Genomic DNA, 14,697 nt, shown 5'->3' with positions numbered 1-14,697 from the left:
CTTTTTCTTTTTATGGTTTATATAAACCGTGTTCGACTAAATGCTCTCGTAAAATACGACGCAGTTCTAATACAGCTTGTGGTGTAAGCTGGATTGAATGACCACCAGGAAGAACTTTTTCTGACTTTGCTCCGTCTAAGTGAGCACTTTTGTACGGAACAATACCATCGGTAATCACATTTGGATCATCACTCTTGGTAATATTTCCCATTATTGAATGGAAAACTAATCCTTGATGTGGATTAATATTTTTAGTCAGCTCCATAAATTTAGATTGATGACTTAGATCACTTGGTCCATTTTGAATCAAACCATTATCAATATTACTCAAGAAATCTTTAACATCTAAATTTTCGGTTGTCAGTGAAGTTGCTACAGCTGACAAGAATGCGCCAGGTAAACGAATGATTTTACGTGCCGCCAAGGTAAACCAACGATCTGCATAATCTGTACCACGATGAGGTGAAGCCAAGAAAATTGCGCGATCAAAATTATTGATTGAATGCATTTGCAATCGTTCGGTAACCATTGGATGTTTTTTAAAGCGATTTTGCTGACGGATCGTCATTAGTTCTAAAGCAGGTTTCGTAATATCTCCATCACTGACCAGTAAACGGCTGATAATACCTCCCATACTATGTCCAACAAGAACAGCATCATGCGCGGCAGGGTCACTTGGGTTTAATGAACTAAAAGCTTGTTTGAGTAGTGCATAAATCTGGAAACGGCTTTCCAAAATTGGCATGTTAGTTGAATAGAAGACTTGCCAAACTTGATAATTGTCTCTTAATACCGTATCGCCCATAACATCATTGGTGAGCGCAATCCAAGCTTCTGGGCTACTTGCCAGACCATGGACTAACACAATAATTTTCTTATTTGGATTGTACGGTTCAAGCATGTAGAGATGCGGCATTGTTAAATGCTGATCACGATCAATCAGACTTAAATAGGCTGCAACCCCTAAATTGTTTTCGGCTAACCATAGACCATAAGGTGCTGAAAAGTTAGCTGCTAGAGGATATTGTTTGCCTGCTACATTAATATTATCTGTTCGATAGGGATCATAAACTCGAATCACGAATTCAGGATTATTTATGATTTCTTCGACAGTGGTCGCGTGTTTAGGTTCAGCTACAATCGTCGCAGCTAAATAGCGTGCATTATGAATATTTGGATTTACACCATTTTTATAATTATATTTAAGTGGATCTAGAATATATTCATTAATATCTTCATTTCCTGAACTCGGAAAAACAGCCACAAATTCAGATCCAAAACCATCACGGCGGTTAATAGTTCTTAAGCCTGAAAAATTTAAGTTATAACTTGAAATTAATTTTTCTAATTTTTGACCTGTGAGTTGTTTATGAAATTCAAAATCGATTGAATAAATACTTTTACCAATATGAATTTGTGGTTCAACAACATTTTTTTTAGGATGTCTTAAATCATAAACACTGACCATTTTGGCAATTGCTTGATTATAGAAATCGCGAATCTGAACTTGTCTATTATCAAAAATACGGTCATTAGGCTGACGTTTTGTTGAAAATAAATACGCGTAGCTATAACGAATACTTTTATCTAATAGGCTCAATTGCTGGTCTAAGCAATCATCATATCTATTTTGGATATTTTTTTGTTCTTCTTCAGACTTATGCTTGGTAAATTTACTTGTTTTACAATCTGATGTATCTGATAAAGCCATTGCTTTTGCGAGATACATCTCGCTTGCTGCTGATAAGAACTGTTCATCTAAAATTTGAGGAAGGTTTTTGAGTTGATTTACACAGGTTTCAGGTGTATCTGTACAAACTTTAGCTTCCTGCCCAGACATTGATAAAACATTCAGACTTGCTTCGCTGAGTTTATCTTGGGTAAGAATACTATTACGTTCATTTGCAATCGTTACATTCAAAGCTTGCTGTTTAACATTTACGACCTGACATCCACTCAGAATTGAACCGAGTAGCATGACCGTCAGCAGTGTTTTGTTTCTTTTTATTGAAAACATTAGGGTCAAAATATAGTGGCTCAATGGTAGGTAGATCATACAAATTTTAAAGTAATTTTCAAATGATCAAATATAAAAAAGGGCTGTCAAAACAGCCCTTTTTAAATCATTAAACTTACTTTTTAGGTGTTTGAGTAGGAGTAGCAGGAGACATTGCTGGGTTAGTTAAAACTTGCCATACGTTCCAACGACCTTGTTTTTCAATTTCTTGAATTAAACGATCAGCAATTTCCGCTTCATCTGGATATTTAACTTTATAGTTCTTCAGCGTCTGGATCGCGTTTTTCTTTTGTTCCATTGCAATATAGTTATTTGCAGCAGCTAGATATGCTTCTTGAACATTACCTTTAATGGCTTTGTCTAAGTATGGAATAGCTTCACGTTGGCCGCCACCTTCAGATAAACCAAAACCGAACCAGAAATTTGTTTCTGCATCATCTGGATTAATTTTTAAAAGTCTTTGAGCATATTCTAAAGATTTAGTGGTATGAACAGTACCTAAATCAAGGTTACGTGCAAGAACACTTGCTTTAAAAGCACGAATTAAAATATCAAATGATGCATTTTCATTTGCAGCAAGTGTATCGAGTTGCTGTGTGACTTCTTTAAGTTTACTTTCAAAGCCTTTACGTTCTTGGCGGTCAGTAAAGCGAGGTGGGTAGTGACGTGCTTTACCTTCTACTAATTGTAAAAAGTCATCAATAGTAGTCACGTCAATTTCATTTTCACCAGCTAAAACTGCGTATTTCATTGAACGTTGTGAATTATTGACAGTCGGAATAATCAGTTTGTTGACGTCGAGAGTAAGTTGTTTGGTCGGATCATCTTGACGATTAACCACCATTTTCGTTACAGGCTGTGCAGCAGCATCTTTTAATGCAACTTCAAATGCCGGTGGCTGATCATAGTTAAAAGGATTTAGTGCATAAAAAGGAGGAGTAAGCTCTGGTTCCTTGAAAACAAAAGGCTCAATTTTTTGTTCTTTTACGGGTGCCATTGTACAAGCGGTTAAACTTGAGGTCGCAAGGATTATATATGCCAAAGGCTTAAAATTCATAGGATCTTCCGTTCATTTTAGTAAAGTCAGATTTGGTACAGGTAAGTCTAGGAAAAGCTAAACAGACATGCAAGGGTAAGCGTGTTACATTATGAATCAAGAATATTACGTTTTTGATGTCTTATCTTGCGCACCGCACTCACGACGAACTTCTTCAATAATTTTCAGCTCTTCATCACTAAAAGGCTGTTGATCCTGACTTTCTTTTTTGAAACTAGGGTCTAGCTCTGATAAACGCTGGCATAAATTATTCATACGCGTTTCATTATGTTGAATACGATCAAGTAAAACACGCATACCTTCTAAAATAGGGTCTGACTGATCAGCAGTTGTCGCATATGGAGCGAAACCAATACTTTGCGCATAATCACGACGACGTTCTTCATCTTTATTCTTGTCTGTGGCATCTTTATAAATATAGCGAGCCGGGTTTCCTACAGCAGTTACACCGGCAGGAACGGCTTTAGTCACAACAGCATTTGAACCGACTTTTGCACCTTTACCTACCGTAAATGGGCCTAAAATTTTCGCACCCGCACCAACCACCACGCCATCTTCTAAAGTTGGGTGACGTTTGCCGGTTTTCCATGTTGTACCACCGAGGGTAACACCATGATAAAGCGTAACATCGTCGCCAATTTCAGCAGTTTCACCAATCACAACACCCATACCGTGATCAATAAAAAAACGTTTACCGATTTTAGCGCCAGGATGAATTTCAATTCCTGTTGCAAAACGGCTAAATGAAGAAAGAAGGCGAGCAGCTCCTTTACAATCTTTTTGCCATAATTCATGCGCGACACGATGCATCATAATCGCATGAATGCCAGGATAGGTGGTAAGAACCTCAAGTGTATTGCGTGCAGCAGGATCTCGCGCAAATACAGCCTTTATATCTTCTTTAAGCTGTTTAAGCATTGGGTTGATCCTCCTTGTCAGATAATGCTTTTTTCCATTTACCACTTGTTAGGGCTTGTACACGACTAAAAATACCGCGAAGTAAATGATATTCCATACGATCTAATTGTATACGACCAAATAAACGACGCAAGCGTAAAGGTAATAAACGTGGATTGTCTGGATCTAAAAATTCAATTTCAGTCAACATTTTTTCTAGATGAGGATAAAACTCTTCCATTTGTTGCTGAGTCACCAATGGTTCATCCCATTGCATGCTTTGACCTTGAACTAATGGCATTTCTTCTGCATCTTGGTCCACGTTTTGTTGTTCTAGAGCAGACATGCGAAGTTCGTAACATACGACTTGGATTGCTTGCGCAACATTTAATACGCCATAGTCCGGATTTACAGGAATTGTTAAATGATAATTGGCCAGGGCTAATTCTTCGTTTGTTAAACCACGATCTTCACGGCCAAAAACAATCGCAATTTGTTGTCCTTGAGTGGTGGCTTTAATGGCTTCTTTAGCTGCAGGTCGTACATCAAGTAGAGGCCAAGGAATGGTACGGCTACGTGCACTTGTTCCAAACACTAAATGGCAATCTTTAATGGCATCTTCTAAAGTATCTACAATCTCAAGATGTTCAAATAAATCTTGAGCACCAGCAGCGAGCGCTTGTATATCTGGATGCGGATATGTTTTTGGAGCAACCAGAACTAATTTAATTAGTCCCATTGTTTTCATGGCACGTAAAGCGCTGCCAATATTAGCAGGCAAAGTGGTATTTACCATGACAATACGCACTTGTGCTAACTGTTTTGACACAGTGGTGTGATCAAACGAACTCATAAGATTTCCAGAAATTACGAATATTGAGAAACTTCGCTTTGGTATAAATCCAATGCATCGTCCATAGTCATGTCCGCGGGAGGGGAAGCAACGGTTTGCGGACGGACAGGTTCTGCTGCTTTAGCTGCTTTCGACTTTACTTGATATTCAATGTAAATATTATCTTTACCGAAATAATCTCTGAGTTTAGCAAGTAATTCATCTAAAGGAGCGACTTTCCATTGTGGACCAAGTTGAAGCTCGGCTTGAGCATAAGGTTGATCAATCAAGAGTTGTAAGGTGATATGTTGATGCATATCTACATTGCAAAATGGCAAGATGATATTTTGTAAATCTTTTGCCAAAGTGGCTTGCATAAACTCTTCAGTTAATTTGATCTGAATACTGTTAGCACGTTTTTGTCGTATTTCATTTAAAGTAAAAGCCTTGGTTAAACGGCCCATTGGACGTTCAAAGCCTTCTCTTTCATAAATTTCGCCTTCAAAGACGACAACGCGCTCAACTTGGATAATATCTTTAAAACGCTGGAAACGTTCATGATTGCAACTTACTTCAATACGAGCGGTACCATCATCTAGTACAATAACTACGCGGTTTGGAAAGTTTGCAACGTCAATCACTAGTCCTGCATAAACTGTTGTAACACCACGACGTGTAGCCGTAATTTCATTAAGTTTTACAGGAATAAAAGCTTTAAGTTCTTGTCGGTAAACATCAATTGGATGGCCCGTTAAATATAACCCAAGCGTATCTTTTTCGCCTTTTAGACGAACTTCATCACTCCACGGTTTTACCGGTTTAGCTGGCTTACGCTGAACTTCTTCAACTTCACCAAACAAATCCATAATACCGGTTTCACGGTTACTACGTGCTTGTTCGGCAGCTTGCACGGCTTCAGGCAATTGAGCCATTAAGCTTGCACGTTCGATTCCTAAGCAATCAAGTGCACCCGCACGGATTAAAGCTTCAAGAGTACGCTTATTAATTTTCTTCAGATCAATACGATGGCAAAAATCAAATAGATCTGTATAAGGGCCAAACTGTCGACGAGAGTCAATTACGGACTGCATCGCTTGCTCGCCAACACCTTTAATCGCACCTAAACCATAAACAATCGTTTTATCATCGCTCGCATGGAAATGATAGGTCGACATATTGACGGATGGTGGTAAAACTTCTAGGCCATTATTTCGGCAGTCATCAATTAAAAATACAACACTGTCAGTGTTTTGCATTTCCGATGACATTACAGCTGCCATAAACTCGGCAGGATAATGAGCTTTTAACCATGCAGTATGGTAGGCAACGAGAGCATAAGCAGCGGCGTGAGATTTGTTAAAACCATAGCCTGCGAACTTTTCCATATAGTCAAAGATATGGTTGGCTGTACTTTCATCAATCCCTTTTTCAGCAGCACCTGCCAAGAAAATTTGGCGCTGCTTAACCATCTCCTCAGGTTTCTTTTTACCCATTGCACGGCGTAGTAAGTCCGCGCCACCGAGCGTATAACCCGCACAGATCTGTGCAGTCTGCATCACCTGTTCTTGATAAACCATAATCCCGTAAGTTGGCTCTAATACACCTTCAAGAAGTGGGTGAAGATATTCAAAATCTCCACCATGCATACGGTGAATAAAGTCAGGAATAAGATCCATTGGACCAGGACGGTACAATGATACGAACGCAATAATCTCTTCAAATTTACTTGGACGTGCTTCTTTAAGCATTCGTTTCATGCCGACGGATTCAAACTGGAATACCGCGGTTGTATTTGCATCGGCAAAGACAGAATATGCTTTAGCATCATCAAGTGGAACATGCGAAATAATGAGTGGATCATTACTATCGCGGTTTTTATTGATATTTTGAATTGCGTCTTCAATAACGGTTAAGTTACGTAAACCCAAGAAGTCGAACTTAACGAGACCGGCTGCTTCTACATCGTCTTTATCGTATTGAGCAACACGGCTGGTTCCGTCTTCATCACAAAGTACAGCAGAGAAATCGGTAATCTTACCCGGTGCAATGACAACACCACCCGCATGTTTACCAGTATTTCGGGTAATACCTTCTAGTTTTAATGCCATTTCCCAGATTTCACTGGCATCGTCATTATCTGGATTAGATGGATTGGTAACAATATCTTTAAGCTGAGGTTCCATCTCAATAGCAGTGGCTAAGTCTACACCGAGTGGTTTGGTAGGTACCATTTTTGAGATACGGTCAGCTAAACCGTAAGATTTACCTAATACGCGGGCAACGTCACGAATTGCACCTTTTGCTGCCATCGTACCGAAAGTTGCAATTTGCGACACGGCTTCACGTCCATAAGTGCGCGAAACATAATCGATAACGCGGTCACGTCCAGCGATACAGAAGTCGACATCAAAGTCGGGCATCGAAACACGTTCTGGGTTTAAGAAACGTTCGAAAAGTAGATCGTAACGAAGAGGATCAAGATCGGTAATTTTTAAACTATATGCAACAAGAGAACCCGCACCTGAACCACGGCCTGGACCGACGGGAACACCATTATTTTTGGCCCATTGAATGAAGTCCATGACGATAAGGAAGTAACCCGGGAAACCCATTTTCAGGATAATGCCGACTTCATAATCAATTCGTTCATCGTAAGGCTTACGAATTTCTGGCCAGTCTTCACCACGTTTTTCGACAGGATAAAGATAATCTAAGCGTTCTTCTAAACCTACTTTTGACAAATGTTCAAAGTAAGTGTCGATGGTAAAACCATCTGGAATTGGGTAATCAGGTAAAAAATAGGTGCCAAGTTGTAGGCTAACATTGCAGCGTTTTGCAATGTTATAGGTGTTTTCGATAGCACTTGGGATATCGGAAAACAATTCGATCATTTCATCGGAGGTTTTAAAGTGCTGTTCAGGGCTATATAAACGTGGACGACGTTCATCTGCTAATACATAGCCATCAGCAATACAAACACGAGCTTCGTGTGCCTCAAAATCTTCTTTTTCTACAAAGTGCACATCATTATGTGCAACTACACCCACATTATATTGGGCAGCAAGTTTAGCGGCTTCTTGAATAAAATCTTCTTCACCGGGACGGTCAGTACGTGTTAAAGCAAGATAAACACGATTACCAAATTTTTCGATCCATGCTTCTAAAAGGGGAGCTGCTTTTTGAGGGTTAGATGAACAAAGCATCTGACCCACATCACTATGCTGGCCAAGTAAAACAATAATATCTTGATGCTGTTCAAGTACCCATTCTTTTTTTACACATGGAATACTGAGTTGTTGACCTTCAATAAAACCGCGTGAAACGATTTCAGTCAGACTTTTCCAGCCTACATTACTCATTGCAAGTAAAGTTGCACGATGTTGAGCATCATCAAGGCGAATTGTACTACCTAAAAGCGGTTTAATTCCTTTTTTTAAACAAGAATTATAAAACTTTACTGCTGCATGTAGGTTTGAGAGATCGGTTAATGCCAATGCAGGCATTTGGTCTTTAACCGCAGCATTGACCAAGTCGGGTATGCGAACTATCGACTCTGTAATCGAAAATTCTGTATAGATACCGAGATGAACAAACTGCATAAACCAATCCTTAATACGACTGCAGCATAGTTTAGCACGCAAAGTTAAAACGAAATGCTTAATATTTTGGCAAACTGTTAAGGATTTTATTATTTAAGAAGAATGATTTGAATATCTATTGTACAGATTTAATATAAAAGAGCTTCTTAATTAAGAAATAAGACCAACCCAAACTTTGAGTTTGGGTTGGGTGAAAAACTTAGTACTGCCAGAAGATGCGCTGAATTTCTTTCGTGTCATTCGTCTTAGTAAGAGCTAATGCTGCAAGAAGACGCGCTTTTTGAGGGTTTAAATCATGTGCTGCTACCCAACCATATTTAGAGTCAGGTTGTTCCGCATCACGTAATACGAAGCCTTGTGCAACACGTGATGAACGGATAATTTGAATACCGTTTTTATCGTGAAGATTTTGTAATGTTGGTACGATATATTTTGGTACAGAGCCGTTACCAGTACCTGCATTAATAATCGCTTTAGCACCAGCTTTAGCATATGCTTCATATGCATCCGGAAGCATAGAGTCTGAACCATAAACGATCTGTACAGTTGGAAGTGCATCGCCTTTAATATTTTCAATGTTAAATTCTGAAGCATTCGTATGACGTTTTACAGATTGTCTGAACCAGTATGGTTTGCCTTCAACTAATGTACCTAAAGCACCCCATTGGCTAACAAAAGCATTTGTATGAATGTTAATGCCTTTAGTTACATCACGTGCAGCAAAAATAGAGTCGTTCATGAGAACCATAACGCCTTTATTTTTTGCATCATCAGAAGCTGCTAAAGCAACTGCACTATAAAGGTTAAGTGGACCATCAGCTGAAAGAGCAGTTGAAGGACGCATTGAACCAACAAGTACAATCGGTTTATCAGTATGAACAACCAAATTTAAGAAAAATGCTGTTTCTTCTAAAGTATCTGTACCGTGTGTAATTACGACACCATTAACAGATGGCTTTTTAACAAGCTCATTCACTTGACGAGCAATTTCTAATAATTCCTTGTCAGTAATACTTTCAGAAGCGATTTGTAATGCTTGAATACCAGTTACATTTGCCAAATCTTTGATTTGTGGAACTGCGTTAATTAGCGTATCAACAGGAACTTTTGCAGCAGTATAAGTTGCACTATTTGCCGAGCTTGCACCAGCACCAGCGATAGTACCGCCAGTCGCAACTACAACAACATTATTTTTTGCATAAAGTGGGAGAGAGCAGGCTAATAAGCCCATCGCTAAACCTAAAGATTTAACAGTTTTAGTCAACATCGAAAATATCCTTATGAAGTGACGAAGTAAAAGTTTGTTGAATATGACTGCTTTTCCTAAGCAAAATACATACCATGTAAAACATATTCATAACTTGTTTGAATAAGAAGCATCCTTGAATAGCATTTTGTTTCATCAACAATTGCTTAGTCATTGCTTTTATTTAGCGCTAATAAATAACATGAATAAAATAAAAAATCTATTAAGTTTTTCTAATTTATCTTACTTTGTTTACTTTTTAATATAAACAAAACTAATGATTTTTTTATCGTTATAAAATTAAAAAATATTAGACGTGTTTAAGTGCTGTTTTTCCATTTGATATTTTTATACTATTGATTTTTATTATTATAATTTAATATTAAGATAATTTTAAATTTTGCACCGTAAGTTAAAAAATAATTCTATTAATTTAATATAATTTAATTGTGGTAAATTGAATTAAAATTTAATCAGTTAGTATTTATTTTTAAAAATATAAAATTTGTTTGAATAATTTTTATTCTATTTTTAAGGTTTGATTTAAGAAAATTTAATAGCAGTTTAAAGTCATTATTTAATATAAAAATATAGGTGAACATCTACCAGCAATTTTAAAATAAAAAAAGAGCAATTTTATAAGGTCATATAAAATTGCTCTTAAGTTGGGAGAGTGGGAGAAAAGAGAAACTTAAGCGATTGTTTGTTCTTGGTTTGATTTAATTAATACAGGTTCTGGTAGTTCTTCGGTGTCGATTACTTTGTCGCCTTCAAGCTTGGCAACAACTGCGGTCGCAATACTGTTACCTACTACGTTCGTTGCAGTACGCCCCATATCAAGGAATTGATCGATACCGAGTAATAAAAGGATGCCAGCTTCAGGTAAATGGAACATAGTGAGCGTCGCGGAAATAACGACAATTGAAGCTCGAGAAACACCTGCAATACCTTTACTTGTTACCATGAGAGTTAACAAAATTAAGATTTGTTGAGTGAAACTAAGATCAATATTGTAAGCCTGAGCAATAAAGAGTACAGCAAACGTTGTGTACATCATTGAACCATCTAGGTTGAATGAATAACCCAAAGGTAATACGAAGCTCGTTACTTTTTTAGGCACTCCAAACTTATTTAGTGCATCCATTACTTTAGGGTAGGCTGATTCACTTGAAGCTGTAGCAAAAGCAAGGGTTACAGGTTCACGAATTAATTTACCTAAGCGGAAAATATCTTTTTTAAGTACGATTGCGCCAACAGAGAATAAGATGATCCAAAGCAATAAAAGTCCGAAGTAGAATTCTGCGATTAAAATGCCATAGTCAACAATCAAGCCTAAACCTTGTACTGTAATTGCTGAAGCGATGGCTGCAAATACTGCAACAGGTGCAAACATCATGACGTAATCAGTAATGCGGAACATGATTTTGCTGAGTTCATCAGTCAAACGAATAATCACTGAATCTTTTTCTTTGCCCTGATTTACAAAAGCAAGAGCTGAACCAAAGAAAATAGAGAAAACAAGGACTTGTAAAATATCATTGTTTGCCATTGCTTCAGCAATACTGCGTGGGAAAACATGGCTTAAAAATGATTGTAGAGTGAAGCCTGTAGTCGCTGGAGCAGAAGAGCTACTCAATTGTTGTGCAGTTGGTAATACTAAATCTAAAGCTGCACCTGGTTGGAAAAAGTTTGCCAAACCCATACCGATAGCAAGCGATACGAACGAAGCAGTAATAAACCAAGTCATTGATTTAAGGGTAATACTGCCAATTGATGTAGATTTGCCCATTGATACAATGCCTGAAACAATTGTGGCAAATACCAATGGAGCAATAATCATTTTGATAAGGCGTAAAAAGATATCTGTAGGAATGTTGAGATAAGAAGCGATTTGCTTCAATTGTTCACCTTCATTAAAGAAGTGGTGACAAACCCAACCTGTTAGTACGCCAAGTAAAATAGCAATAACAATATACTTGAGCAATTTCTTTTGCTTCATGTGAACCTCTATCCATTTGATTCAATCATCCTTTGATGGGATTTGGATAATTGAAAGCTTTCCTTGTTAGTTCAGTCCGGTTGTTTTAACGATGTTATCTTCCTAGATCAGAATCTGTTTTAACCGAAACGAATATGGCGATGTTGTTATGGAGATGGATTGTTGCTCGATTTTGAAGCAGTGTGAAATGCAAAAATATATTGAACCATGCATTTTTTGCATAATAAAAAGTTGCTAAGTTGAGAGAATGTAAATAATTTTTAACGTATGGTAAAAAAATATAAATACAAAGTTGAACTCATTTTTAAATTTATAAGAATTGGAAATTTAATAAAATTACCTTAATTTCAATGTTTTATTTTTAGATAGTAAAGGCGTGGTGAAGGGGAGTAATTCTTCTTTTATAAAATTGAATAAAATAAATTTATAAAAAAGGCATCAACTATAGGATGCCTTTTTATTAGGCTTTTTTTTAACGACGATTGGCTAAGAAACGACCTAGACGAGTAATTGCTTCACGTAATTCATTTTCGGCAGGCAGGAAAACCACACGGAAATGATCTGGAGTCGGCCAATTAAAGCCAGTACCTTGAACCAGTAAAACTTTTTCTGCGCGTAGCAAATCAAGCATTAACTTTTCATCATCCTCAATTGGGTAAATGTTTGGATCGAGGCGTGGGAAACAGTACATTGCGCCGTCTGGTTTTACACAGCTTACCCCAGGAATCTCGTTTAGCATTTCCCATGCAATATTACGCTGTTCGTATAAACGGCCACCTGGACGAATCAAGTCATTAATAGATTGATAACCGCCTAGAGCAGTTTGAATTGCATATTGAGCTTGAACGTTTGCACATAGGCGCATTGATGCCAACATGTCTAGTCCTTCGATATAGTCGGCAGCACGGCTTTTATCACCCGTAATTGCCATCCAACCTGAACGGAAACCTGCAATACGATAAGCTTTTGATAAACCATTGAAAGATACGCAAAGTTGGTCGCCCGCTAATGATGCTACTGAAACATGTTCAATACCGTCATAAATAATTTTGTCGTAAATTTCATCAGCAAATAAAATTAGATCATATTTTTTTGCAATCGCTACAATCTGTTCAAGAATGTGGCGTGGATACACTGAGCCAGTCGGGTTGTTCGGGTTAATGATGACAATACCGCGAGTATTCGGAGTAATCTTACTTTCAATATCAGCAATATCTGGATACCAGCTATTTTCTTCATCACATTTATAGTGAATGGCTGTACCGCCTGAAAGATTAACTGCTGCTGTCCAAAGCGGATAATCCGGCATTGGAATAAGCATTTCGTCTCCGTCATCTAATAGACCTTGCATAGCCATTACAATGAGCTCAGATACACCGTTACCAACATACACGTCATTAACGTGCATATTTAAGATGCCTTTTTGCTGGTAGTACTGGCAGATCGCTTTACGAGCAGGGAAAATGCCTTTTGAATCTACATAACCAATTGCATTTGGCAGATTTAAAGCAACATCATTAATAATTTCTTGAGGTGCTTCAAAACCAAATGGAGCAGGGTTGCCGATATTCAGCTTAATGATTTTATGTCCTTGCTCTTCCATTTCATTGGCGGCTCGCAATACCGGTCCGCGAATGTCATAACAAACATGCTCAAGCTTCGATGATTTTTTAATTTCTCGAGAAGTTGGCATAGATTGGAGAGTAGCAGTATTTTTAGACATAGCTGGATTCACTTTTGCATATCGGTATAAATAACTTTTAAATGTTTTAACTGTTACCAAATTAAGATCATGTTGATCTTTTAGTAATTCAACAATTTTTTCATGGGTAAAGCCCGATTGCTGATACTGTTTGATAATTGGTAGTAGCTGTTGGAAAACCACACTTTTTTTCTGAGACATGTTCTGTCCTATACAACCGTGCGCAATAAGAATAACACTAAGTTTGCTTGCTTTAAAGACGATTGACAATAAATTTGCTTACTTTTGATTTTGTATTTTGCTTACTTTTTGCTTTTTGTTCTTTATATGTTTAAATTCCAACAAATTTTACGTTCAGAGACTAGTGTTTTTGTGATGAATGGCGTAAATATAAAACTCGATCATCAGAAATGTTTACTTCAGAATAAAAGGTGTATGTCATGGGAAAAGTCAATAAAACAGACCGGGAATGGCAAAGAGAGTTATCACCAGAAGAGTATCGGATTACACGACAAAAGGGCACTGAACCTGCATTTACGGGGCAATACTGGAATACTAAGCAACATGGTACCTATGTCTGCCGTTGTTGCGGCGCAGAGTTGTTCTCATCAGATACAAAATACGATAGCGGTTGTGGTTGGCCAAGTTTCTTCCGCCCGATCAATGGTGGTGTCATCGATGAACATGAAGATTTAACGCATGGTATGGTCAGAACTGAAATAGTTTGTCATGATTGCGAAGCTCATTTAGGGCACGTATTTGAAGATGGACCACAGCCGACTGGTTTGCGCTATTGTGTAAACTCGGCATCATTACAACTGAAAACACAAGAAAAAAATGATGAGGAAACCTATCCATGAGTAACATTTATCAGTTTGAAGCTGAGTTGTTAGAGGGAGATATCAAACAATTCGCTGATTACAAGGGTAAAGTTTTATTAATTGTAAATACTGCAAGTAAATGTGGTTTTACCCCACAATTTGCGGGCCTCGAAAAACTTTATGAAAAATATAAAGATCAAGGATTAGAAGTTTTAGGTTTTCCCTGCAACCAGTTTGGTGGGCAAGATCCAGGAAGTAATAAAGAAATCGGTAGCTTTTGTCAGCGTAACTATGGGGTGAAATTTCCCATGTTTGCTAAAGTTGATGTAAAAGGTCCGGAAGCCCATGTGATTTTTAGATATCTAACACGTGAAGCTAAAGGTATTTTAGGTAGTAGTAGCATTAAGTGGAACTTCACCAAATTTTTGGTAGGTAAAGATGGTGCTGTTTTAAATCGCTATGCGCCTACGACTAAACCAGAAGCTTTAGAAGCTGATATTGAAAAAGCATTAGCGAGTTAATCATTT

10 protein-coding genes are annotated in these 14,697 nt (G+C 37.7%); 2 read left to right on the top strand and 8 right to left on the bottom strand.

The annotated features are described in order from the left end of the window. Positions 1–10 precede the first annotated feature (10 nt). From HLV59_RS10835 to HLV59_RS10800, 8 genes are all read right to left on the bottom strand, one after another. Complete coding sequence (locus tag HLV59_RS10835; RefSeq protein ID WP_081174240.1) at positions 11–2,017, bottom strand: esterase/lipase family protein; 2,007 nt, start codon at positions 2,015–2,017, stop codon at positions 11–13. 115 nt (positions 2,018–2,132) lie between these two features. Then, complete coding sequence (locus HLV59_RS10830) at positions 2,133–3,074, bottom strand: ABUW_2363 family tetratricopeptide repeat lipoprotein (protein WP_016145005.1); 942 nt, start codon at positions 3,072–3,074, stop codon at positions 2,133–2,135. Between the two features lie 105 nt (positions 3,075–3,179). Continuing rightward, positions 3,180–3,992: a serine O-acetyltransferase gene (gene cysE, locus HLV59_RS10825; RefSeq protein ID WP_016145006.1), complete on the bottom strand. Its 813-nt coding sequence runs from the start codon at positions 3,990–3,992 to the stop codon at positions 3,180–3,182. Continuing rightward, positions 3,985–4,824, bottom strand: a complete 840-nt coding sequence (locus HLV59_RS10820; protein ID WP_016145007.1) for an RNA methyltransferase — start codon at positions 4,822–4,824, stop codon at positions 3,985–3,987. Before HLV59_RS10820 ends, cysE begins: the two co-directional genes overlap by 8 nt. A gap of 14 nt (positions 4,825–4,838) precedes the next feature. Beyond that, a complete protein-coding gene (gene dnaE, locus HLV59_RS10815) occupies positions 4,839–8,402 on the bottom strand; it encodes a DNA polymerase III subunit alpha (protein ID WP_171429926.1) in 3,564 nt (1,187 codons plus the stop codon). 199 nt (positions 8,403–8,601) lie between these two features. Beyond that, on the bottom strand, positions 8,602–9,669 hold the full coding sequence (locus HLV59_RS10810; RefSeq protein WP_016145009.1) for a type II asparaginase: 1,068 nt from the start codon (positions 9,667–9,669) through the stop codon (positions 8,602–8,604). A gap of 670 nt (positions 9,670–10,339) precedes the next feature. Beyond that, entirely contained in the window at positions 10,340–11,647 is a 1,308-nt protein-coding gene (locus HLV59_RS10805; RefSeq protein ID WP_062849750.1) for a dicarboxylate/amino acid:cation symporter, read from the bottom strand. A 472-nt stretch (positions 11,648–12,119) separates the two neighbouring features. Next, positions 12,120–13,550 (bottom strand): pyridoxal phosphate-dependent aminotransferase, encoded by a 1,431-nt coding sequence (locus HLV59_RS10800; protein ID WP_016145011.1) that lies wholly within the window; start codon positions 13,548–13,550, stop codon positions 12,120–12,122. 239 nt (positions 13,551–13,789) lie between these two features. On the opposite strand from HLV59_RS10800, the gene msrB reads away from it, so the two are divergent. Next, complete coding sequence (msrB, locus tag HLV59_RS10795; RefSeq protein WP_016145012.1) at positions 13,790–14,209, top strand: peptide-methionine (R)-S-oxide reductase MsrB; 420 nt, start codon at positions 13,790–13,792, stop codon at positions 14,207–14,209. After that, on the top strand, positions 14,206–14,691 hold the full coding sequence (locus HLV59_RS10790) for a glutathione peroxidase (RefSeq protein ID WP_016145013.1): 486 nt from the start codon (positions 14,206–14,208) through the stop codon (positions 14,689–14,691). The genes msrB and HLV59_RS10790 overlap by 4 nt, the downstream gene beginning before the upstream one ends. Positions 14,692–14,697: the final 6 nt, after the last annotated feature.

The organism is Acinetobacter lactucae, assembly GCF_013122135.1.
GTDB classification, from domain to species: Bacteria; Pseudomonadota; Gammaproteobacteria; order Pseudomonadales; family Moraxellaceae; genus Acinetobacter; species Acinetobacter lactucae.
The sequence above is the reverse complement of the archived record's forward strand: the minus strand, read 5'-3'. Positions and strand labels throughout refer to the sequence as shown.

What these genes read in the sequence shown, in the direction of transcription:
- HLV59_RS10835 (WP_081174240.1), bottom strand. Translation starts at nt 2,017, where the DNA reads ATGTTTTCAATAAAAAGAAACAAAACACTGCTGACGGTCATGCTACTC.
- HLV59_RS10830 (WP_016145005.1), bottom strand. Translation starts at nt 3,074, where the DNA reads ATGAATTTTAAGCCTTTGGCATATATAATCCTTGCGACCTCAAGTTTA.
- cysE (WP_016145006.1), bottom strand. Translation starts at nt 3,992, where the DNA reads ATGCTTAAACAGCTTAAAGAAGATATAAAGGCTGTATTTGCGCGAGAT.
- HLV59_RS10820 (WP_016145007.1), bottom strand. Translation starts at nt 4,824, where the DNA reads ATGAGTTCGTTTGATCACACCACTGTGTCAAAACAGTTAGCACAAGTG.
- dnaE (WP_171429926.1), bottom strand. Translation starts at nt 8,402, where the DNA reads ATGCAGTTTGTTCATCTCGGTATCTATACAGAATTTTCGATTACAGAG.
- HLV59_RS10810 (WP_016145009.1), bottom strand. Translation starts at nt 9,669, where the DNA reads ATGTTGACTAAAACTGTTAAATCTTTAGGTTTAGCGATGGGCTTATTA.
- HLV59_RS10805 (WP_062849750.1), bottom strand. Translation starts at nt 11,647, where the DNA reads ATGAAGCAAAAGAAATTGCTCAAGTATATTGTTATTGCTATTTTACTT.
- HLV59_RS10800 (WP_016145011.1), bottom strand. Translation starts at nt 13,550, where the DNA reads ATGTCTCAGAAAAAAAGTGTGGTTTTCCAACAGCTACTACCAATTATC.
- msrB (WP_016145012.1), top strand. Translation starts at nt 13,790, where the DNA reads ATGGGAAAAGTCAATAAAACAGACCGGGAATGGCAAAGAGAGTTATCA.
- HLV59_RS10790 (WP_016145013.1), top strand. Translation starts at nt 14,206, where the DNA reads ATGAGTAACATTTATCAGTTTGAAGCTGAGTTGTTAGAGGGAGATATC.